Annotated in this window: 16 protein-coding genes; 10 read left to right on the top strand and 6 right to left on the bottom strand. The window is 73.4% G+C overall.

The genetic code is table 11. From position 1 onward, the window contains the following. Positions 1-9: 9 nt before the first annotated feature. The gene (locus ACZ7GX_RS20905; protein WP_498778714.1) at positions 10-1,185 is read left to right on the top strand and encodes a cellulose-binding domain-containing protein; all 1,176 of its coding nucleotides are present in this window, start codon (positions 10-12) and stop codon (positions 1,183-1,185) included. Positions 1,186-1,233: 48 nt separating this feature from the next. Here ACZ7GX_RS20905 and ACZ7GX_RS20900 read toward each other — a convergent pair whose 3' ends face one another. Both ACZ7GX_RS20900 and ACZ7GX_RS20895 read right to left on the bottom strand, forming a co-directional pair. After that, entirely contained in the window at positions 1,234-3,111 is a 1,878-nt protein-coding gene (locus tag ACZ7GX_RS20900; protein ID WP_498778713.1) for a S8 family peptidase, read from the bottom strand. Positions 3,112-3,465: 354 nt separating this feature from the next. Further along, positions 3,466-5,727, bottom strand: a complete 2,262-nt coding sequence (locus ACZ7GX_RS20895) for an ATP-binding cassette domain-containing protein (protein WP_498778712.1) — start codon at positions 5,725-5,727, stop codon at positions 3,466-3,468. A 77-nt stretch (positions 5,728-5,804) separates the two neighbouring features. On the opposite strand from ACZ7GX_RS20895, the gene ACZ7GX_RS20890 reads away from it, so the two are divergent. From ACZ7GX_RS20890 to ACZ7GX_RS20870, 5 genes are all read left to right on the top strand, one after another. Continuing rightward, the gene (locus ACZ7GX_RS20890) at positions 5,805-6,593 is read left to right on the top strand and encodes a TetR/AcrR family transcriptional regulator (RefSeq protein ID WP_498778711.1); all 789 of its coding nucleotides are present in this window, start codon (positions 5,805-5,807) and stop codon (positions 6,591-6,593) included. Between the two features lie 146 nt (positions 6,594-6,739). After that, on the top strand, positions 6,740-7,501 hold the full coding sequence (locus tag ACZ7GX_RS20885; protein WP_498778710.1) for a putative protein N(5)-glutamine methyltransferase: 762 nt from the start codon (positions 6,740-6,742) through the stop codon (positions 7,499-7,501). Positions 7,502-7,573: 72 nt separating this feature from the next. Beyond that, on the top strand, positions 7,574-8,746 hold the full coding sequence (locus ACZ7GX_RS20880; RefSeq protein ID WP_498778709.1) for an FAD-dependent monooxygenase: 1,173 nt from the start codon (positions 7,574-7,576) through the stop codon (positions 8,744-8,746). Next, positions 8,747-10,297, top strand: a complete 1,551-nt coding sequence (locus tag ACZ7GX_RS20875) for a hypothetical protein (protein WP_498778708.1) — start codon at positions 8,747-8,749, stop codon at positions 10,295-10,297. Positions 10,298-10,301: 4 nt separating this feature from the next. Continuing rightward, on the top strand, positions 10,302-10,928 hold the full coding sequence (locus ACZ7GX_RS20870; protein WP_498778707.1) for a TetR/AcrR family transcriptional regulator: 627 nt from the start codon (positions 10,302-10,304) through the stop codon (positions 10,926-10,928). 3 nt (positions 10,929-10,931) lie between these two features. On the opposite strand, the gene ACZ7GX_RS20865 is transcribed toward ACZ7GX_RS20870, so the two are convergent. Both ACZ7GX_RS20865 and ACZ7GX_RS20860 read right to left on the bottom strand, forming a co-directional pair. Next, a complete protein-coding gene (locus tag ACZ7GX_RS20865; protein ID WP_498778706.1) occupies positions 10,932-11,855 on the bottom strand; it encodes a GNAT family N-acetyltransferase in 924 nt (307 codons plus the stop codon). Next, positions 11,852-13,009, bottom strand: coding sequence for a winged helix DNA-binding domain-containing protein (locus ACZ7GX_RS20860; RefSeq protein ID WP_498778705.1), 1,158 nt, complete (start codon positions 13,007-13,009; stop codon positions 11,852-11,854). Before ACZ7GX_RS20860 ends, ACZ7GX_RS20865 begins: the two co-directional genes overlap by 4 nt. Before the next feature lie 76 nt (positions 13,010-13,085). Here ACZ7GX_RS20860 and ACZ7GX_RS20855 point away from each other — a divergent pair, with 76 nt between their 5' ends. The 3 genes from ACZ7GX_RS20855 to ACZ7GX_RS20845 are packed head-to-tail and all read left to right on the top strand — an operon-like array spanning position 13,086 to position 17,473. Further along, positions 13,086-13,667, top strand: a complete 582-nt coding sequence (locus ACZ7GX_RS20855) for a PadR family transcriptional regulator (protein ID WP_498778704.1) — start codon at positions 13,086-13,088, stop codon at positions 13,665-13,667. 24 nt (positions 13,668-13,691) lie between these two features. Next, complete coding sequence (locus ACZ7GX_RS20850; RefSeq protein WP_498778703.1) at positions 13,692-16,379, top strand: SCO1167/SCO6262 family helicase; 2,688 nt, start codon at positions 13,692-13,694, stop codon at positions 16,377-16,379. Then, on the top strand, positions 16,376-17,473 hold the full coding sequence (locus tag ACZ7GX_RS20845; RefSeq protein ID WP_498778702.1) for an SWIM zinc finger family protein: 1,098 nt from the start codon (positions 16,376-16,378) through the stop codon (positions 17,471-17,473). The genes ACZ7GX_RS20850 and ACZ7GX_RS20845 overlap by 4 nt, the downstream gene beginning before the upstream one ends. Positions 17,474-17,884: 411 nt before the next feature. On the opposite strand, the gene ACZ7GX_RS20840 is transcribed toward ACZ7GX_RS20845, so the two are convergent. Both ACZ7GX_RS20840 and ACZ7GX_RS20835 read right to left on the bottom strand, forming a co-directional pair. Then, a complete protein-coding gene (locus ACZ7GX_RS20840; RefSeq protein WP_498778726.1) occupies positions 17,885-18,097 on the bottom strand; it encodes a DUF5703 family protein in 213 nt (70 codons plus the stop codon). Next, positions 18,097-19,059, bottom strand: a complete 963-nt coding sequence (locus ACZ7GX_RS20835) for a YncE family protein (RefSeq protein ID WP_498778701.1) — start codon at positions 19,057-19,059, stop codon at positions 18,097-18,099. Before ACZ7GX_RS20835 ends, ACZ7GX_RS20840 begins: the two co-directional genes overlap by 1 nt. A 170-nt stretch (positions 19,060-19,229) precedes the next feature. On the opposite strand from ACZ7GX_RS20835, the gene ACZ7GX_RS20830 reads away from it, so the two are divergent. Beyond that, entirely contained in the window at positions 19,230-20,318 is a 1,089-nt protein-coding gene (locus ACZ7GX_RS20830) for a M48 family metalloprotease (protein ID WP_498778700.1), read from the top strand. Positions 20,319-20,370: the final 52 nt, after the last annotated feature.

Below are 20,370 nucleotides of genomic sequence, written 5' to 3'. Positions count from 1 at the left end.
GGGGTTGTTGTGCGAAATCTGCTGGCGGCGGTGGCCGCTGTGGTGTCGATAGCCGGGTTGGTGGTGATCGGCGGGACCAGCACGGCGGGTGCTGCTCCCGTCTGCGCCGTGGACTACAAGCTCAACCAGTGGGCCACCGGGTTCACCGCCAACGTGACCGTGACCAACCAGTCCGCTCCGGTCACCTCGTGGAAGCTCACCTGGACCTTCACCGGCAACCAAGTGGTCAGCTCCGGCTGGAGCGCCGACGTGAAGCAGTCCGGCGCCGTGGTGACGGCGTCCAACATGCCGTGGAACGGCTCGCTGGCCACGGGCGCGAGCGCCCAGTTCGGCTTCCAGGCCACCTACAGCGGCTCGAACGCGACGCCGACCGACTTCGCGTTCAACGGCGTCTCGTGCAGCGGCGACCCGACCACGACCACGACCACGACGACGTCGACCACCACGTCCACGAGCACCACGACGTCGACCACGACGACGACCACCACGACCGACGTGCCCCCGGGCGACTGCGGCACGGCGACGCTGTGCGACGGCTTCGAGCAGCAGACCGGGTCCGCGCCGAGCGGCCGGTGGACCGTCGGCGCGGCCAACTGCACCGGCCAGGGCACGGTCAGCATCGACAACTCGGTCGCGCGCAGCGGCTCGAAGTCGGTGCGGGTCAACGGCGCGTCGGGCTACTGCAACCACATCTTCTTCGGCACCCCGCTCACCGGCACGAGCGTGGTGCACGGCCGCTTCTACGTCCGCCACACCACGGCCCTGCCGATGGCGCACGTGACGTTCATGGCCATGAAGGACTCCGCCGACGGCGGCAAGGACCTGCGCATGGGCGGCCAGAACTCGGCGCTGCAGTGGAACCGCGAGTCCGACGACGCGACCCTGCCCGAGCAGAGCCCGGTCGGCGTGTCGAAGAGCAAGCCGCTGCCCACCGGCCAGTGGAACTGCGTGCAGTTCACCGTGGACCCGGCGGGCCGGATCTCCACCTCGTTGAACGGCGCGGTGGTCGAGGGCCTGGTGGCCGACGGCGTGTCCACCCCCGACGTCGACGGCCAGTGGCTGCGCAAGACCAACTGGCGTCCGGCGGTCACCGACCTGCGGCTGGGTTGGGAGAGCTACGGCGACGGCGCGAACACCCTCTGGTACGACGACGTGGCGATCGGCTCCTCGCCCATCGGCTGCTGAGGTGAGGACGTGGGGAGGACCGGTGCGCCGGCCCTCCCCACGTTCGGCTCAGGCCGCGTTCACCGAGACGTCGTCCACCACGAACGAGGTCTGGTAGGACCAGTCCTCCACGCCGGAGAAGCTCAGCGTGACGGTCTGGCCCGCGTACGCGCCCAGGCTGAAGGTGCGCACCTCGTAGCCGGACGGGTTGAGGTTGGTGTAGGTCGCCAGGGTGGTGCCGGCCACCGCGACGGTGAAGGTGTCGAACACCTCCGGCTCGTACTCGTCGGTGCTGATCTTCAGCCACAGCGACAGCGTGGTGTTCGTGCAGCCCGCCGGGACGGTGACGGTCTGGGTCAGCGTCTCGGTGTTGCTGTAGCCGTAGCCGCTGATCCACGAGGAGCGGGTGCCGGAGCGGGGCGAGCCCTCGCCGGTCCACGCGGCGATGGTGTGGGTGGCGTTCGCCCAGCCGGTGGTGCCGCTCTCGAAGCCGCCGTTGACCGCCTTCTCACCCGGCGCGGCGCACGTGCCGCCCGTCGGGTTGACGGTCCAGGTGAACGTGGTGCTCGCGGACTTGCCCGCGCTGTCGGTCGCCGTCGCGGTCACGGTGTGGGAGCCCGCGGCGGTGGGCGTGCCGGAGATCAGGCCGGTGGACGCCGCGATCGCGAGGCCGGGCGGCAGGCCGGTGGCCGACCAGGTGTACGGCGGCGCGCCGCCGGAGGCCTTGAGCTGCAGGCTGGTGGCCGTGCCGACGCTGCCGGTCTGGTTGCCCGGCGGGGTGACCGACGGGTTGCCGGGCCCGGGGTCGCCGGTGTTGACGAACAGCAGCTGGTTCGGCGAGCCGGTGCCCGGGCTGGTGATCTTGTCCGGGGTGGCGTTGCCGATCATCGCGCTCGCGACCTGCGCGGGCGTCAACGACGGCGTGGCGCCGAGCAGGACCGCGGCGCCGCCGGCGACGTGCGGCGCGGCCATGGACGTGCCGCTGATGGTGTTGGTGGCGGTGTCGTTGGTCATCCACGCCGAGGTGATGTTCTGGCCGGGCGCGAAGATGTCCGTGCACGTGCCCCAGTTGGAGAACGAGGCGCGGGCGTCGGTGTTGGTCGACGCGTTGACCGTGATCGCCTCGGCGACGCGGGCCGGGGTGAAGTTGCACGCGTTGGCGTTGGAGTTGCCCGACGCGATCGCGTAGGTCACGCCGTCGGCGATGGAGTTGCGGACCGCGGTCTCGCCGGTCACGTCGCTGCCCTGGCCGCCCAGGCTCATGTTGGCCACGGCCGGGCCGGAGGTGTGGTGGCCGGTGACCCAGTCGATGCCCGCGGCGACACCGGCGAACGAGCCGGAGCCCGAGCAGTTGAGCACCTTGACCGCGATCAGCCGCACGCCCTTGGCGACGCCGTGGGCCGTGCCGCCGACCGTGCCCGCCACGTGCGTGCCGTGGCCGTTGCAGTCGGTGTTGTTGGTGTCGACGGTGTTGGTGCCCCAGGTGGCCCGGCCGCCGAAGTCGGAGTGCGTGGTCCGGATGCCGGTGTCGATGATGTAGGCGGTGACGCCGGTGCCGTCGTTCGGGTAGGTGTAGGACGAGTCGAGCGGCAGGTTGCGCTGGTCGATTCGGTCCAGGCCCCACGACGGCGGGTTCGGCTGGGTCGCGGTCGCCTTGACCTCGCCGTTCTGCTGGACGTAGGCCACGCCGGGCTCGGCGGCCAGGCGGCGCGCGTCCCGTTCGGACAGCGTGCCCGCGAAGCCCTTCAGCGCGTTGCGGTAGGTGTAGTCGACCTTGGCGTCGTACTTGGCGCTGAGGTCGGCGGTGAGCGCGTCGACGCTCTGGGTGGACAGCTCGTTGTACACGACGATGTAGCTGTCCGCGATGGCGGTCGGGTTGTCGGCGCCGAGGATGTCGGCTTCGGCCACGGCGGGTGTGGCGCCGGTGGCCAGTGCCGCGGTGGTCATCGCCACCGCGGCTAACGCGAGCAGGGCTCGTCTGGATCCGCGAACGTCTCCCATTGCAGGGTTCTCCCTCGTGCAGGGGTTCCGGCAGACCCATAGCGGCGCGGGTCGGCCGGGGAGTGGAGGTTCTGCGATCACGTTCGCGCGGACGTGATCGGCAACGTTAGAGGACCGCTCGGTACCGGACAATCGGCCGGCAGTGGGAACGACCTGCGGTATTCCGAACGACGACCACGATCGGGCACCCACGCCCCATTGGCCAATAATCTTAATAACTTCAGTGTCGACTGAACCGAGCCTTCTCCCGGCGCCGGACGTGGCACCGGGAGAAGGCTCGGTGAAAAGCAGCCGGGACGGTCAGCGGCCGACGTAGGCGCCGAGGTGCCGGGCGGTCAGGGTGGAGCCGTTCTCGACCAGGTCGGCGGGGGTGCCGGTGAAGACGACCCGGCCGCCGTCGTGCCCGGCGCCGGGACCGAGGTCGATGATCCAGTCCGCGTGCGCCATGACGGCCTGGTGGTGCTCGATCACGATGACGGTGTTGCCGTCGTCCACGAGCCGGTCGAGCAGGGCGAGCAGCTGGTCGACGTCGGCGAGGTGCAGGCCGGTGGTCGGCTCGTCGAGGACGTAGGTGGAGGACTTCTCGGCCATGTGGATGGCGAGCTTGAGCCGTTGCCGCTCGCCGCCGGACAGCGTGGTGAGGGGTTGGCCGAGGGAGAGGTACCCGAGGCCGACGTCGACGAGCCGGTCGAGGACGGCCTTGGCCTGCTTCTCGGTGAAGAAGTCGCGGGCCTCGGTGACGGACATGCCGAGCACCTCGCTGATGTTGCGGCCGCGCAGGGTGTGGGTGAGGACCTCGGCGGTGAACCGCTTGCCCTCGCACTCCTCGCAGACGGAGGCGACGCCGGCCATCATCGCGAGGTCGGTGTAGACGAGGCCGATGCCCTTGCACTTGGGGCAGGCGCCTTCGGAGTTGGCGCTGAAGAGGGCGGGTTTGACGCCGTTGGCCTTGGCGAAGGCGGTGCGGATGGGGTCGAGCAGCCCGGTGTAGGTGGCGGGGTTGGAGCGTCGTGAGCCGCGGATGGGCGCCTGGTCGACGGTGACGACGTCGTCGCGGTGGGCGAGGGAGCCGTGGATGAGCGAGCTCTTGCCGGAGCCGGCGACGCCGGTGACGACGGTGAGGACGCCGAGGGGGATGTCGACGTCGACGCCTTTGAGGTTGTGCAGGGTGGCGCCGGTGATGGGGAGCAGGCCGGTGGGCGTGCGGACCTGGTCGCGGAGTCGGGCGCGGTGGTCGAGGTGGCGGCCGGTGAGGGTGCCGGAGGCGCGGAGTTCGTCGACGGTGCCGGTGAACGTGATGTGGCCGCCGTTGGCGCCCGCGCCGGGGCCGAGGTCGACGACGTGGTCGGCGATGGCGATGGTCTCGGGTTTGTGCTCGACGACCAGGACGGTGTTGCCCTTGTCGCGCAGGCGGAGCAGGAGGTCGTTCATGCGCTGGATGTCGTGGGGGTGCAGGCCGACGGTCGGCTCGTCGAAGACGTAGGTGACGTCGGTGAGGGCGGAGCCGACGTGGCGGACCATCTTGACGCGTTGGGCCTCGCCGCCGGAGAGGGTGGCGGCGGGTCGGTCGAGGCTGAGGTAGCCGAGGCCGATCTCGACGAGGTTGTCGAGGAGTTCTTTGAGGGTGGTGAGCATGGGGCCGACGGAGGGGTCGGTGATCTTGGCGACCCAGTCGGCGAGGTCGCTGATCTGCATGGTGGAGCAGTCGGCGATGTTCACCCCGTCGATCTTGGCGGAGAGGGCGGCGGCGTTGAGGCGGGCGCCGCCGCAGGCGGGGCAGTCGGTGAAGGTGACGGCGCGGTCGACGAAGGCGCGGATGTGGGGTTGCATGGATTCCCGGTCCTTGCCCAGGTAGAGGCGTTGGACTTTGACCAGGAGGCCTTCGTAGGTAACGTTGGTCTTGCCGATTTTGACTTTGGTGGTTTCGCGGTTGAGGAAGGCGTCCCATTCTTCGTCGGTGAAGTCCTGGAGCTTCTTGTCGGGGTCGTAGAAGCCGGATTGGACGTAGGTCTGGACGTACCAGTTGTCGACGGTGAAGCCGGGGACGGTGATGGCGCCTTCGGTGAGGGATCTGGTGCGGTCGACGAGCTGGTCGACGTCGACGGTGGAGACGCGGCCGAGGCCTTCGCACCGCGGGCACATGCCTTCGGGGAGGTTGAAGCTGAAGGCGCCGGAGGTGCCGACGTGCGGTTGGCCGAGGCGGCTGAAGAGGATGCGGAGCATGGTGTGGGCGTCGGTGGCGGTGCCGACGGTGGAGCGCGAGTTGGCGCCCATGCGTTCCTGGTCGACGATGATGGCGGCGCTGAGGTTGCGCAGGGCGTCGACGTCGGGGCGGCCGAGGCTGGGCATGAAGGACTGGATGAACGCGGTGTAGGTCTCGTTGATGAGTCGTTGGGACTCGGCGGCGATGGTGCCGAAGACGAGGGAGGACTTGCCGGAGCCGGAGACGCCGGTGAAGACGGTGAGTCGTCGTTTGGGGATGTCGACGGAGACGTCGGCGAGGTTGTTCTCCCTGGCGCCGCGTACTTGGATGACGTCGTGGCTGTCTGCTGGTGCGGCCATCGCCTGGCTTTCCCCCTGCTTTGTTTATGCCGTAAGGTGCTCGCGGCACGGTACTTTACGCTGTAAGGGGTGGGCAAGTGGCGGTCTTCGCCGGGCAGGGTGACGCGCGTCGGTCGATGCGGCTGCTGTGGCGTGCGCCGGGTGGTGGTGCGGGGTCGGGGCTGTCGGTGGACGTGATCGTGGACGCGGCGGTCGAGGTGGCGGACCGGGACGGCATGGCGGCGTTGTCGATGCGTGCGGTGGGGGAGCGGTTGGGGCGTTCGGCGATGGCGTTGTACACGTACGTGCCGAGCAAGGCGGAGTTGTTGGACCTGATGTACGACCGGGTGTTGGGGGAGTTGCCGTCGGAGTACCCGGCGGAGGGCGGGTGGCGGGTGGCGTTGCGGGCGTGGGCGCGGGACGCGCGGGACTTCTTCCTGGCTCACCCGTGGGTGTTGCAGGTGTCGCAGGCGCGGCCGGTGTTGGGGCCGAACGAGTTCCTGATGGTGGAGGTGCTGCTGCGGATCCTGCGGCCGACGGGGTTGGACGTGTCGGTGTTGCGGGGTGTGGTGGGTGCGCTGGTGCAGTTCGTGCGCGGTGCGGCGGGGGTGATCGCGGAGGCGCGGCGGGCGGCGCGGGAGACGGGGATGACGGACGAGGAGTGGTGGTTCTCGCGCTCGGCGGTGTTCGAGGAGGTGGCCCCGGACTTCGCCGAGCGCTTCCCGCTGTCGGCGTGGCTGGGCGCCGAGGAGCCGCCGCCGGTGGAGGGGGACGACTGCGTGCCGTACCTGGAACGGGACGCGGTGGGGAACTTCGTGACGGGGTTGGAGGTGTTGTTGGACGGCGTGGAGGCCGCGGTGGCGCGTGCGCGCGCCGGCGGGGGTTGAGGTCGGTGGGCGGTGATATACGGTGTGCCGGTTGGCGCGGACGAGGGAGGTGGGACCCATTTCTGCTGTTGTGCATCGGGTCGCTCCCGGCCGCGTCGTGGCGGTGTGAGGGGCGCCCTCGGGTTTCACGAGAGGCGTTCGTTCCCATGGATGTTGATGTCGTCGCACGGTTGCGTGCGGCCGGGTGTGTGTTTGCCGAGGACGAGGCGCGGGTGTTGGTGGCGGCCGCGCGTGGGCCGGAGGAGTTGGAGTCGTTGACGGCCCGGCGGGTGGCCGGGTTGCCGTTGGAGCACGTGGTGGGGTGGGCGGAGTTCTGCGGGTTGCGGGTGGTGGTGGAGCCGGGGGTGTTCGTGCCTCGCCGTCGCACGGAGTTCCTGGTGCGGGTGGCGGTGGGGGTCGCGCGGGCGGGGGCCGTGGTGGTGGACCTGTGCTGCGGGTCGGGTGCGGTGGGTGCGGCGGTGGTCGATCGGGTGGCCGGGGTGGAGTTGCACGCGGTGGACGTGGATCCGGTGGCGGTGGCGTGTGCTCGGCGCAACGTGGGTTCGCATCGGGTGTACGCGGGTGATCTCTACGAGCCGTTGCCGGTGTCGTTGGCGGGGCGGGTCGACGTCCTGGTGGCGAACGCGCCGTACGTGCCGACCGGGGCGATCGGGTTGATGCCGCCGGAGGCGCGTGAGCACGAGCCGCGGGTGGCGTTGGACGGCGGGACGGACGGTCTGGACGTGCAGCGGCGGGTGATCGCGGGTGCGGCGCGCTGGTTGGCGCCGGGTGGGCGGTTGTTGGTGGAGACGGGCGCGCGGCAGGCGGCGGGGACGGTGGCGGCGTTCGCGGCGGGTGGGTTGCGCGCGGAGGTCGTGTCGGACGAGGAGTTGTCGGCGACCGTGGTGATCGGTTCGGTGTCGTCCTGATCCGGCATTGAGCGAGTGCTCAAAACTGGCTACCCTCCGTTTTGAGCACTCGCTCAAAACAGGGGGTGGCCGGTGGTCGGGCGAACAGTGGTCGTGGTCGGTGGCGGTATCGGTGGTCTGGCGGCGGGGGTCGCGCTGCGCCTGGCAGGGTGGCGGGTCGTGGTGCTGGAACGCGCGGCCGGGTTCGGCGAGGTCGGCGCGGGGCTCTCGCTGTGGCCGAACGCGATGCGCGCGCTCGGGGCGCTCGGGGTGGCGGAGCGGGTCCGGGCGGTCGGCGCGGTGGAGACGGCGGGCGGTGTGCGCGGCCGCTCCGGCCGGTGGCTGTCGCGGCTGGACAACGCCGAGATCACGCGGCGGCACGGCGTGCCGCTGGTCGTGGTGCGCCGGGCGGACCTGGTCCGCACGTTGGCGGAGGCGTTGCCGCCGGGGTGCCTGCGGTCGGACAGCGAGGTGTCCGCCGTGCGGTCGGACGGTGACGCGATGGTGGTCGAGCACCGGGGCGGGGTCGTGCGGGCGGACCTGGTGGTCGGCGCGGACGGTGTGCACAGCGGGGTGCGGCGGCAGTGGTGGCCGCACGCGCGGGCGCCGCGCTACGCGGGGTGCACGGCGTGGCGCATGATCACCGAGCCCGTCGCCGAGCCGCCGGGGGAGGGCTCGGTGATCTGGGGTCGCGGTGAGCGGTTCGGGTTCACCGCGCTGCCGGGTGGGCGGTTCTACTGCTTCGGGACGGCGGCGGTGCCGGCCGGCGGGGTCGCCGCCGACGGTGAATTGGCCGCCGTGCGCGACCGGTTCGGCGACTGGCCGGACCCGGTGCCCGCGCTGCTGGCGGCGGTGCCGGAGGGCGGTGTGGTCCGCCACGACGTGCACGTCCTGCCGCCGTTGACGAGCTGCGTGCGCGGCCGGGTGGTGTTGACGGGGGACGCGGCGCACGCGATGGACCCGGCCTTGGGGCAGGGCGCGGGTCAGGCCTTGGAGGACGCGGTCGTGCTGGCCGACTGCCTGGTCTCCGAGGACGCGAGCGTGGGTTCGGCGCTGGTGCGCTACGACCGGGTGCGGGGGCCGCGGACGCGGAGGGTGGTGCGGCGTTCGGCGCGGCTGGGCCGGCTGGCCCGGTGGTCGTGGCCGCCCGCGGTGGCGGCGCGTGATCTCGCCGCCAGGCTGACCCCGGCCTCCGTGACGCTGCGGGCCATGGCGCCGGTCCTCGGGTGGACGCCACCCGGCGTGCCGGCGGGCGCGGGGCGCTGAATGCCGGACTGGACCTACCACCCGCTGCGCGGGATCGCCGCCGCGCTGCTGGGGACCCCTCGCTCCCGGCGGGTCGCGTTGCGGACGTTGGCTACGGTCGGGTCGTGGCCCGGCGGCGGCCGGCTGGTGTCGTGGGGGTTCGGGCACCGTCATCCGCCGTCGCGGCTGGCCGGCGTGGTCGCCGGCGTCCCGGTGCGCGTTCGGCTGGGCGCGGTGGTGCCGCCGGGTGCGGCGCGGGACGCGGTGCGGGCGTTGCCGCTGCTGGGCGCGGGGGTGGTCGAGGTGGCGCCGGTCGGGCCCGCGGACGTCGACGTGGTGCGTGAGGCCGTCGCGGGCCGACGCGTGCCGGTGGTGGTGCGGGCGACTGGGCAGGCCGTGGTGGAGGCGCTGTCGCCGCACGTCGACGCGGTCCGGGTCGGGGCCGATCCGCACGTGGTCCACCTGGCGTCGACGTCCACGGCACGTGCCGCCGACCTCCTCGCCGATCCGGCCAAGGCGGTCCTGGTCACGCCCGAGGTGCTGGTGCGGGCCGGTCCGGGGTTCTTCGCGCGGGTCGTGGAGGCGGCGACGCCCACCGGTCCGGCGCCGTCGGTGCGCGACGTCGGACGTGATCCCCGGCGGTGGCCGGCGTGGTGGTGGGGTGTGCTGGTCGGGCTGGGCATGATCGTCGCGGGCTCGGGCGCCGCCGCGATCACCCTCGGTCCGGTGCTGCTGTGGTACGACCGCGGTTTCCTCGGCGCGGACGTGGCCGGGCTGCACGGGATCAACCACCACCTGGTGCACTTCCTGCAGCACGACCGGATCACCATGGCGGGCACGATGATCGCGATCGGCGTGCTCTACGTGGGCCTGGCGGGTGGCGGCATGCGGACGGGCCGGCCGTGGGCCCGTGAGGCGTTCCTCGTCTCCGAGTGGGTCGGGTTCCCGACGGTGCTCTACTTCCTCGGGGTCGGGTTCGTGGAGCCGCTGCACACCGCGGCGGCCGTGGTGCTGTTCCCGATGTTCCTGGCCGCCACCCGGCGTCGTCCGCACGACCCCCGGTGGACCGCGCGCCCGGACGGGCCCGAGCACGAGTGGCGCCGGGCGCTGGTCGGGCAGTTGCTCCTGGTGTGCACGGGGGTCGGCCTGTTCGCGGGTGGGGTGGTCGTGTCGGCGGTCGGCCTGTCGGACGTGTTCGTGGCCTCCGACCTGGAGTTCCTGCGGACCGGGGCGGAGGCGTTGCGGGCGGCCAACCCCCGGCTGCCGGGGTTCGTCGCGCACGACCGGGCGGGTTTCGGCGGGGCGCTGATGTCCGCGGCCGCCGCGATCACGCTGCTCGGCGCGTGGGGCTGGCGTCGGGGCGAGGCGTGGGTGTGGTGGTCGCTCGCCCTGGCCGCCGCCGCGGGGTTCCTGCCCGCGGTCGTCGTGCACGGCGCCATCGGCTACACCGACGTGGGCCACCTGGCGCCGGTCTTCGTCGGGATCGGCCTCACCGCGACCGCCCTGGCCCTCGCCCGGCCCTACCTGTGCGCACGCCCGGCGGAGGTCCGCGCGGCCGCGCCCCTACCGTGATGACATGGCCGACACCCGACAGCGACTGATCGACGGCGCGATCGAGACCATCCGGCGGCACGGCATCACCGGGACGTCCGCGCGCACGATCGCCGCCACCGCCGGCGTCAACCAGGCCTTGGTGTTCTACCACTTCGGCAGCGTGCACGAGCTGCTGGAAGCGGCGTGCCTGGCCGCGACCGAGGCCAGGGTGGCGCCGTTCGCGGCCCGGCTGGACGAGGTCGCCGACCTGCGGCAGCTGCTGGACCTCGGCCGGCGGCTGCACGCCGAGGAACGCTCGCTGGGCAACGTCATGGTGCTCGCCCAGGTGCTCGCCGGCGCGCAGGCGGACCCGGCGCTGGCCAAGGCGACGTCCGCGGCGTTGGAGCTGTGGGTCCGGCCGGTCGAACGGGCCCTGGACCGGCTGCTGGGCGACTCGCCGGTGGCCGACCTGGTGGACACCGCAGGGCTCGCCCGCGCCGTGTGCGCCGGGTTCATCGGCCTGGAGCTGTTCGAGGGCGTCGACCCCGCCGGCGCGAACGCCGCGCTGGACGCCCTGGAGCGCGTGGCGGCGCTGGTCGACGTGGTGCAGGAGCTCGGCCCGGTCGCCCGCCGCGCGCTGGCCGCCAAGCTCCGCCGGTCCGCGACGTGACGGTCAGGTCCCGACCACGCCGTCGCTGAGCTCGCGCGCGATGTCGAGGTGGCCGACGTGGCGCGCGTACTCCTGCAGCAGGTGGAACAGGATCCAGGCGAGCGTGGCGGGCGGCACCTCCGGCCGGTTCCAGCGGGCGGCGCGATCGGTGAGGGCGGCCTCGGCGGCGATGTCGCGCGACCGGGCGCACTGCTCGAGGTAGAACGCCCGGACGCGGTCGGTGGTGTCGTCGTCCTCGACGACCCACTCGGCGCGCTTGACATCCAGGTTGCCGTAGGGGTGGGCGATCTCCTCGCCGCGGAAGCACCAGCGCAGCCAGCGCAGTTCCACGTGCGCCAGGTGCTTGACCATCGCCAGCGGCGTCCAGCCGGTCGGCAGGCGGCTGGTGCGCAGCTCCTCCTCCGACATGCCGTCGATCTTGCGGAGCACGGCGTCGCGGTAGAAGTCGAGGTAGGCCACGAGCAGCTCGCCGGTGTCGGCGAGGTCGGGCGACGGCTCGGTCGGCACGGCGATGCGCGCGCAGACGCGGGCGCCGTCGACCTCCAGGGTGGCGCCTGCCTTGCGGAGCAGGGTCGTGGCGGCGACGTTGTCGGTGGTGGTGTCGGCGACGATCGTGGTGACGCCGCGTCTGGAGGCCTCCTCGACCACGCGGCGCAGCGCGGCGAGACCGATGCCGTTGCCCCGGGCGCAGCGGGCGACCCAGATGCCGGTCTCGCCCTTGGCGGTGAGCCGGACCATGCCGACGGTGCGGTCGTCCTCCACGATCTCGTAGGCGTCGTCCTGGAAACCGCGGTAGAACTCGCGGAACTCGTCGGGCCGGTCGACCGTCCAGCCCGGTGGCATCACGTCGCCCGGGTCGGTGTCGGCCACCGCGAGTCCGAGCAGCCGTTCCACCGCGCAGTCGTCCACCTTCCGCAACAGGATCATGTCGCCAACTCCTTCTCCAACGGTGTCCGGAAGCGGGGGATCACGCGCACCCCGCCGAGCCAGGACGCCAACCGGTCCGCCTCCCGGGCGATCGCTGCCTCCGCATCCGCGCCGACGTCCTCGAGGAGTTCCCACACCAGTCCGCCGTCGGCGCGTTGGGCCCACCCGCCGACGACCGCGCCGTCGCACCACACGGTGGGACCCACGTTGCCCGCCGTGTCGAACAGGCGTGGCCGGTGCCGGTCGGGGAGGTACCAGCCGCGAGCCTGCCACCCCATCGGTGTCGGATCCAGTGCCGGCAGCAGCGCGACCCACGGCGGCGGGTCCTCGACGGGGTCGAGGTCCTCGGGCAGGGCGTAGCCGGGGCCGGTGGACAGCTCCACCGCGACGGCGCCCGCCGCCGCGAGGGCCTTGCGGGTGTGCCCCAGGTTCCAGCCGGTCCACCACTTGAGGTCGGCCTCGGTGCCGGGCCCGTAGGAGGCGAGCCAGCGGCGGGCCAGTTCGGCGCGCGCGGCGTCGGGCTCGACCTCGGGCCACGGCGTGGCGGGCTCCCAGCGGAACCGGGTGCTCAGCCACGTGCCGAGGGGACGACCACGCCTCATCCGGCCCTCGGCGGCCAGGACGCGGACGATGCGGCTGGACACGTTCTGACGGGTCTCGTAGGGCTTGCCGGCCGCGACGACGACCTGGTCGAGCAGGTCCGGCACGTCGCGGGTGAGGTCGACGGTGGTGGCCGCACCCCGCTGCCGCAGAGCCTCCAGCGTGGCGTCCTCGACCGCGGCGAGCCGGTCGGCGTCCCAGCCGACGCCCTCGGCCAGGTAGCCGAGCAGCTTCCGCCGTTCCGCCGCGGCGACGGCGGCGCCCGCGGCGGCGTGCACCACGGGGGCGGTCGCCGCGGTGACGGCGAACATCGTGCGGCGCATGCACAGCAGCCGTTCCACCGTCCCCCGCTCGTAGAGCGCGGCCTCCACCGCCTCCACCGAAGGCCGTTCCAGGCGGGCGCACGCGGACAGGAACACCGTGGCGGGATCGGTGGCGTGCAGGCCCACGACCGCGTCGACCACGTCCTCCACCTCGGCGGCACGGGTGGACAGCAGGTGGCGGACGCCGAGGCGGGCGCGCCGCCCGGCGTCGTCGATCTTGGGAAGCGTCACCGGCCCATCCTCGGCGCTCTACCCTGATCGGCGAAACCGGGATCGCGGAACCCGGACACCGCTGGACGAGGACGCGATGTCGGCAACACGGCTGCTGGTGCTCGGGGTGGTGCGCGGCTACGGGCGCGCCCACGGCTACCTGATCGGCAACGACCTCATGTCGTGGGGCGCGGGGGAGTGGGCCAACGTCAAGTGGGGCTCGATCTACCACGCGCTCAAGCAGCTCACCAAGGACGGCAGCCTGACCGACCACTCCGTGCCGCCGGGCCGCACGGACTACGAGATCACCCCCAAGGGGGAGGCCGAGTACCAGAGGCTGCTGCGCGACGCGCTGCGCCGCCCGGAGACGCGGCCCGACCTGCTGGCCGCCGGGCTGGCGTTGCTGCCGTCGCTGTCGCGGGAGGAGGCCGTCGCGCTGCTCACCGAGCGGTTGACCGCGTTGGAGGCGCGGCGGGACGCGGCACGCGGGCAGGCGGGGGAGTGGGGCGAGCCGCCGCACGTCAAGGAGCTGTTCGGGCTGTGGGAGCACACCGCGTCCAGCGGGGCGGAGTGGACGCGGGGCCTGGTCGAACGCCTCGAAGCGGGCGCCTACCCCATGGCGGGCGAGCCGGGATCGCCCGGCGCACCCGGCAGCTGGGTTATACTCAAACTTGAGTAGCGAGGGGGAACGCTGAACACAGGGTTGGAGCGGTACGCGGCCGTCTTCGAGGCAGCCGACCCGCCACGCACGTCCACCGTCGCCTTCTACCCCGCTCAAGACCACCCGGGACCGGACGGCGCACCCGGCTCCGACCGGCTCACCGTCGCCACCCCCGACGGCGCCGCGCGCACCGTGCCCGCGCTGCGGCTGCCCGTGGCCGAGGCCGTGCCGCTGCTCAGCCGCGCCCGCCGCACACCGCACGCCCACCCCGCCGCGGCGTTCTGGGGCGCGGCCGTCGTCGTGGCGTTGCAGCTCGTCGCACGAGGTCGGGTGCGGCCCGCGGTCACCGACGGCGACTTCGACGCCTGGCTGCTCGGTCCGCTCGACGCCGCCGACCACGCCCGCGTGCGGGACCTGGCCGACGCGATGCCCGCGCACGCCCGGGCCGTGCCGCTGCCGGGCCGCGAGCCGCTCGAACTGCCCGACGCCGAACCGCTGCTGCGCGCGTTCCTCGACGCCGTCGCCGACACCATGCCGCGCGGCGCGGCGGCCGTGCACGCCGCCGGCGCGCCCGCCTTCGCCGCCACCGCGCCGCAGCGGGTGCCGCACCTGCGCGACTGGGCCGACCAGGGCGTGCGCATCTCGCTGCGGATCGAGGGCTTCGGCCCGTTCCGCGCCGTCGTGCAGGTCCACAGCCTCGCCGACCCCGCCCGCGTGGTCGACGCCGCGGAGCTCTGGGCGTCGGCCAACCAGCGGTCCCGGGCCGAGGCCACGGTCGCCCTGCGCCGCGCCGCCCGCGCCTGGTCGCCGCTGGAACGGCTGCTCGACCAGCCCGTGCCCGACGAGGTCGCCCTCCTCGACTCCGACGTGGAGCACCTGCTCGCCACCGGCGCGGTCCGGCTCGCCGCCGCCGGCGTGGACGTGCACTGGCCCAAGGACCTCGTGCGGGACCTGTCGGCCAAGGTCGTCATCGGCGAACGCCCCGCCGACCGGCCCGCGTTCTTCGGCCCGGACCAGCTCACGTCGGTGAACTGGCAGCTCGCCCTGGGCGACGACCCGCTCACCCCCGACGAGCTCGACCGGCTCGCCGAGTCCACCCGGCCGGTCGTGCGGCTGCGCGACCGCTGGACTTTGGTCGACCCCGAACTCGCCCGCCGCGCCCGCGAACGCAACCTCAAACCCGTCACCGCGATCGACGCGCTCGGCGCGGCCCTGACCGGCACCACCAGCGTCGACGGCGTCGAGGTCGAGGTCGCCGCCACCGGCTGGCTCGACGAGCTGAAGTCCCGCCTCGCCGACCTCGACGACGACCCCGTCGAGGCGCCGCCCGCGCTGCGCGCCACCCTGCGCGACTACCAGCTGCACGGCCTGCGCTGGCTGGACCGCATGACCTCGCTCGGCCTCGGCGCGTGCCTGGCCGACGACATGGGCCTCGGCAAGACCATCACCCTCATCGCGCTGCACCTGCACCGCGACCGGCGCGACCCCGGACCCACCCTCGTGGTCTGCCCCGCGTCGCTGATGGGCAACTGGCAGCGCGAGATCGAGCGCTTCGCGCCCGGCGTGCCCGTCCGCCGCTTCCACGGCCCCCGCCGCGAGGTCGCGCACGAGGGCTTCGTGCTCACCACCTACGGCACCATGCGCCTGGACGCCGACCGGCTCGCCGACGTCGACTGGGGCCTGGTCGTCGCCGACGAGGCCCAGCACGTGAAGAACCCCGCCTCCGACACCGCCAAGGCCCTGCGCCGCATCCCCGCCCGCGCCCGCGTCGCCCTCACCGGCACCCCGGTGGAGAACACGCTCTCGGAGCTGTGGGCGATCCTCGACTGGACAACCCCCGGCCTGCTCGGCACCGCCGCCCAGTTCAAGGCGCGCTGGGCCGGCCCCATCGAAGCCGACCACGACCAGGAGGCCGCGCGGCGGTTCGCCCGGCTCGTGCGGCCGTTCCTGCTGCGCCGCCGCAAGACCGACCCCGGCATCGCGCCCGAACTGCCGCCCAAGACCGAGACCGACCAGCCCGTCGCCCTCACCCGCGAACAGGCCGCGCTCTACGAGGCCGTCGTGCGCGAGCTCATGGCCGAGGTCCGCGAAGCCGACGGCATCGCCCGCCGCGGCCGGATCGTCAAACTCCTCACCGGCCTCAAGCAGGTCTGCAACCACCCCGCCCAGTACCTCAAGGAGACCTCGCCGAAGCTCGCCGGCCGGTCGGGCAAGCTCGAACTGCTCGACGAACTGCTCGACACCATCCTCGCCGAGGACGGCGCGGTGCTCGTGTTCACCCAGTACGTCGCCATGGCCCGCCTCATCGAACGCCACCTCGCCGGCCGCGGCATCCCCAGCCAACTCCTGCACGGCGGCACGCCCGTCCCCGCCCGCGAGGACATGGTGCGCCGCTTCCAGGACGGCGAGTGCCCGGTGTTCCTGCTCTCCCTCAAAGCCGCGGGCACCGGCCTCAACCTCACCCGCGCCGACCACGTCGTGCACTACGACCGGTGGTGGAACCCCGCCGTGGAGGACCAGGCCACCGACCGCGCGCACCGCATCGGCCAGACCCGGCCCGTGCAGGTGCACCGGCTCATCGCCGAAGGCACCATCGAGGACCGCATCGCCGCGATGCTGCGCGCCAAGCGCGACCTCGCCGACTCCGTCCTGTCCCGCGGCGACGCCGCGTTCACCGAACTGTCCGACGACGAACTGGGCAACCTCGTCGAACTCCGGAGCGGCACATGAGCGATCGCGTCAAAGGCTTCCCCGCGTTCGGCAAGGGCGTGCGCCGCGCCGGCTCCTGGTGGGGCAAGGCGTGGCTGCAGGCCCTGGAGGACACCTCGCTGGACCAGGCGCCGCTGCGACAGGGACGCAAGTACGCCCACGCCGGGCTCGTCGGCACCATCACCGTGAGCCCCGGCCGCCTCGCCGCCACCGTCTACGACACCGAGGACACCTACCAGACCTCCGTCCACCTCACCCCGCTCACCGACGCCGAGTGGGACCGGTTCCTCGGCCAGATCGCCGCCAAGGCCGGGCACCTCGCCGCGCTGCTCGACCGCGAGATGCCCCGCGAGCTCGCCGAGGCCGCCGCCGACGCGGGCGTGCCGCTCCTGCCCGGCATCGGCGACCTCGACCCCGAGTGCACGTGCCCCGGCTGGGAACTGCCCTGCCGCCACGCCGCCGCCCTGTGCCACCAGGCGTCCTGGCTGCTCGACGCCGACCCGTGGGTCCTGCTGCTCCTGCGCGGGCGGGACCAGGACGAAGTCGTCGCCGGCGCCCGACCCACCACCGGCGTCCTCGCCACCACCGCCTACGTCCGACCCGTCCCGGACCTGCCCGACGACCCGCCGCCCGGCGAACTCGGCCCCCTGCCCGAGTTCGAACCCGCGCCCGGCCTCGACGTCGACGTGCTGCGGCTGCTCGTGGCCGACGCCGCCGCCAAGGCCCGCGAGGTGCTCGCCACCGGCCGGTGGCCCGCGCCCGACGACCGCCGCGACCACATCCGGATGGCCGCCACCCACCCCGCCCTGCGCGAGCGCCTCGACGCCGACCCGCGCGCCGTCCGCGCCTGGCAACAAGGCGGCGCCGGCGCCCTCGACGTCCTCGAACAACCCTGGACACCCGGCAAGACCGACACCGCCCGCGCCCGCGCCGCCTGGGAGAGCGGCGAACTGCCCGAACCCACCGTGTGGCGCAACCGCTGGACCGTCCACGACCGACAGCTCCGCTACGGCCGCGACGGCCGCTGGTACCCCTACCGCGCCGCCGACGGCGACTGGTGGCCCACCGGCACCCCGCACCGCGACCCCACCGCCGCCCTCACCGACACCGACTGACCGGGGTTCGGCACAACGGTCGTCCCTCGGCCAGGGTTCCGAGGCGGGGGAAGACGCCACGGGGGACAGGCCTCGAACGCGGTAATCCGTCCAACGTGGACCAGCCGCGCGGCCCGCAACGGCGACTTCTGAGCGGCCCGCGACGACCGGTCACCCGCGACGAAGGCCGGACCCCGCCCGCCTCGCCACCGGGGCGCGCTACGACTCGGCGGCTGGCTCATCGAAACCCGCCGCCACCGACCCGCCGCCACCGACCTGAGCCACACCGTCCACAGCGGATGGAGTCAGGAGGAAACCGCAGGTCGAGCCGGCTTCACCACACCTGTGGTACCACAGGTGTGGTGGTCGGCCGAACGGGTCCGCCGCGACCGCCGCGACGGTCGCGCCCGGGAACCCCGCGCCGGACCGGCCCTAGGTGATCACACCCGGCATCACGGCGGCCGACCGCTTGCGCCGCAGCCACACCTTGCGCGAACCGTCACCGAACAACAACGTCCGCGACAGCTCCCACCCGGCGAACTCCGCGTGGATCGTCAGCTGCGTCGTCGCCGTGCGACGGGAGACACCGGCCGGCAGCCGCAGCGGCCGGTACTCCCAGTCCCCGTCGACCACCCCATCGCCCATCATCCGATCACCTGCATCCCTGCGCCGTCCCCGGACGCGACGAACACGCGCCCGCTGCCTGGATCGACCGCCACCGAGTCCGGCTGGCGGACCGTGGCGAACCGGTGCCTCTCCACCGGCTCCGCGCCGGCCACGTCGAACGCCACGACCTCGTTGCGCTCCGTGAGCGTGATCCACACCAGGTCACGCGCCCCGTCGTAAGCCATCCCGTACGGCGCACCCGGCACCGGGTAGCGCAACCGCATGATCAACGGGTCGGCGGAGAACGCCATCAGCTCACCGCCGCGCGTGTCCACCACCAGCACCCGGCCGAACCGGTCGGCCACCGCGTTCGTCGCGCCCTCGCCCGCGCGCAACCCCGCGCCCGGCCCGTCGGCGCCCGGGTCGAGGTCGAACACCGCGCTGCGCGGCCGGTCCAGCACCACCGCCGCGCCGCCCACCGCGACCAGCCGGTCCGGGCTGGAGATGCCGCGCACCACGTGCCCGTCCACCGACACCTGCCGCAGGTCGCGCTGCGCCACCAACGTCCGGTCGCCCACCCGCGCCAAGTCCACCGGGGCGCCGTCCACCGCGCGCTGCGAGGTCGAGCCGTCCGGCCGGACCGTCACCACGACACCGGCGGGCACCACCGCCTCCACCGCGTCACCGACGGTCACGAGCCGTTCCGCCGGACCGGGCAACGGCACCACCACGGGGTCACCCAGCGTGTCGGCGGAATAGAGGGCCACCGACGGCGGATCGGCCAGCGCCACCGCCACCCGACCGCCCGCGACCGCGACCGACGTCGCCCGCCCCAGCGGCACCACCCGGCCCTGCGGGACGCCCGCCTGCTCCGGTGACGCCGCGGGTCGCGCGGGCTCCAACGTGGCCGCGAGCTGCAACGGATCCGCCGGGTTCTCCTCCGTCGCACAGCCCGAGACCAACGCGACCCCGGTGAGCACTACCGCCGCCAGTCGGCGCAACGTCGGACCTCCCAGTCGACCCGTTCAGCCCTCCCAGCATCCATCACCGAACCCCCATCGTCACGCAGGGGGCGGGTGTTGTCGTTGGTCTGGGAAGGTGATAGTCGCGCCGCACCCGTACCTCCGAGCCCTTCCCGGCGACTATCCCAGGTGAACGGGGAGGCGTCGCGATGACGGTCGAGGAGCTGCGGGATCGGCACGTGCAACTGCTGCGGGACCGGCGGGTGGCCGACCACCTCGACCCGCCGGCGCACCCCGGCGACACCGCCGCGCGCTACCACACGTGGACCCAGGTGGCCGCCGAGCCGCCGCCCGCCCTGCTCGCGCGCCTGGTCGAGGTGCGGGTCAGGCCCGCCGCCTACCGACCCGCCCACCTGCGCGAACAGCAGCACACCCTCGACGCGCTGCAACCCGAGGTGCTGCACCTGGCCCGCACCGCGGGCTGGGACGTCACCATCCCGGTGCTGGCGGGCGTGTTCCCCACCGGCACCCTCGACGCGCTCAGCGTCCCCGTGCCCGGCCGCGGCGTGCTCGTGCTGGTCAACACCTCGCTGCTGGACCTGCTCGGCACCGTGCTGAAGATCATGACCGGGGCGCTGCCGAACTACGGCACCCCGCCCCTGCTGAGCACCGACCAGGCGACCTACGCCCTGGCCGAGGCCGTGAACGCCCACCTGTACGGCAACGGCGCGGTCCAGGCGCGGCGGCTGCCCGAGCTGTCCGGGCAACGCGCCGCGCTGGTCTCGCTGATGGCGCGCCGCGGCACGCAGTTCACGCTGGCGCACGAGGTCGGGCACGTGCTGGCCGGGCACCTGCGGCACGCCCGCCGCCGCACCGACCCCCACACCCCGGTCGGCGCGCTCGACGCGCAGTCCGTCGGCTGGCCGCGCGAGCACGAGGCCGACCGCGTCGCCGCCACGATCATGCTGCGCACCCTGGACGGCCTCGGGCACCGCGAGCTCGAAGCGCACGAGCCGTACGTGGTCGGCGCGGTGCTGCTGGTGCTGTTCCTGCACGAGGTCACCGACCGGCTCGCCGACCAGCTCGGCCTCACCGTCCCGTTCGCGGGCAACCACCCGCCACCCGTGCGGCGCATCCAGACCCTCGTCGAGCACCTCGCCGGCCACGTCCGCACGCCCCGCGCCCTCGACCTCGCCGCCGACGTCGCCACCTGGCTCGAAGACCGGCTCGACGGGGTCCGCGAGTGGTTCCGGCTGGTGGACGACACCCTGCTCGGCGGCTCCACGTCACACGGGTGACACCGGGCCACGCCAACCTCATCGGCACCACGATCGAGCAGTGCGACTTCTT

The sequence above is a fragment of the Actinosynnema sp. NPDC037264 genome, from assembly GCF_055603705.1.
This window is presented reverse-complemented; position numbering and strand designations above follow the sequence as displayed.

Coding starts and splice junctions, on each gene's coding strand:
- ACZ7GX_RS20900 (WP_498778713.1), bottom strand. CDS start 3,111: ATGACCACCGCGGCACTGGCCACCGGCGCCACACCCGCCGTGGCCGAA.
- ACZ7GX_RS20895 (WP_498778712.1), bottom strand. CDS start 5,727: ATGGCCGCACCAGCAGACAGCCACGACGTCATCCAAGTACGCGGCGCC.
- ACZ7GX_RS20885 (WP_498778710.1), top strand. CDS start 6,740: ATGGATGTTGATGTCGTCGCACGGTTGCGTGCGGCCGGGTGTGTGTTT.
- ACZ7GX_RS20875 (WP_498778708.1), top strand. CDS start 8,747: ATGCCGGACTGGACCTACCACCCGCTGCGCGGGATCGCCGCCGCGCTG.
- ACZ7GX_RS20870 (WP_498778707.1), top strand. CDS start 10,302: ATGGCCGACACCCGACAGCGACTGATCGACGGCGCGATCGAGACCATC.
- ACZ7GX_RS20865 (WP_498778706.1), bottom strand. CDS start 11,855: ATGATCCTGTTGCGGAAGGTGGACGACTGCGCGGTGGAACGGCTGCTC.
- ACZ7GX_RS20855 (WP_498778704.1), top strand. CDS start 13,086: ATGTCGGCAACACGGCTGCTGGTGCTCGGGGTGGTGCGCGGCTACGGG.
- ACZ7GX_RS20845 (WP_498778702.1), top strand. CDS start 16,376: ATGAGCGATCGCGTCAAAGGCTTCCCCGCGTTCGGCAAGGGCGTGCGC.
- ACZ7GX_RS20840 (WP_498778726.1), bottom strand. CDS start 18,097: ATGGGCGATGGGGTGGTCGACGGGGACTGGGAGTACCGGCCGCTGCGG.
- ACZ7GX_RS20830 (WP_498778700.1), top strand. CDS start 19,230: ATGACGGTCGAGGAGCTGCGGGATCGGCACGTGCAACTGCTGCGGGAC.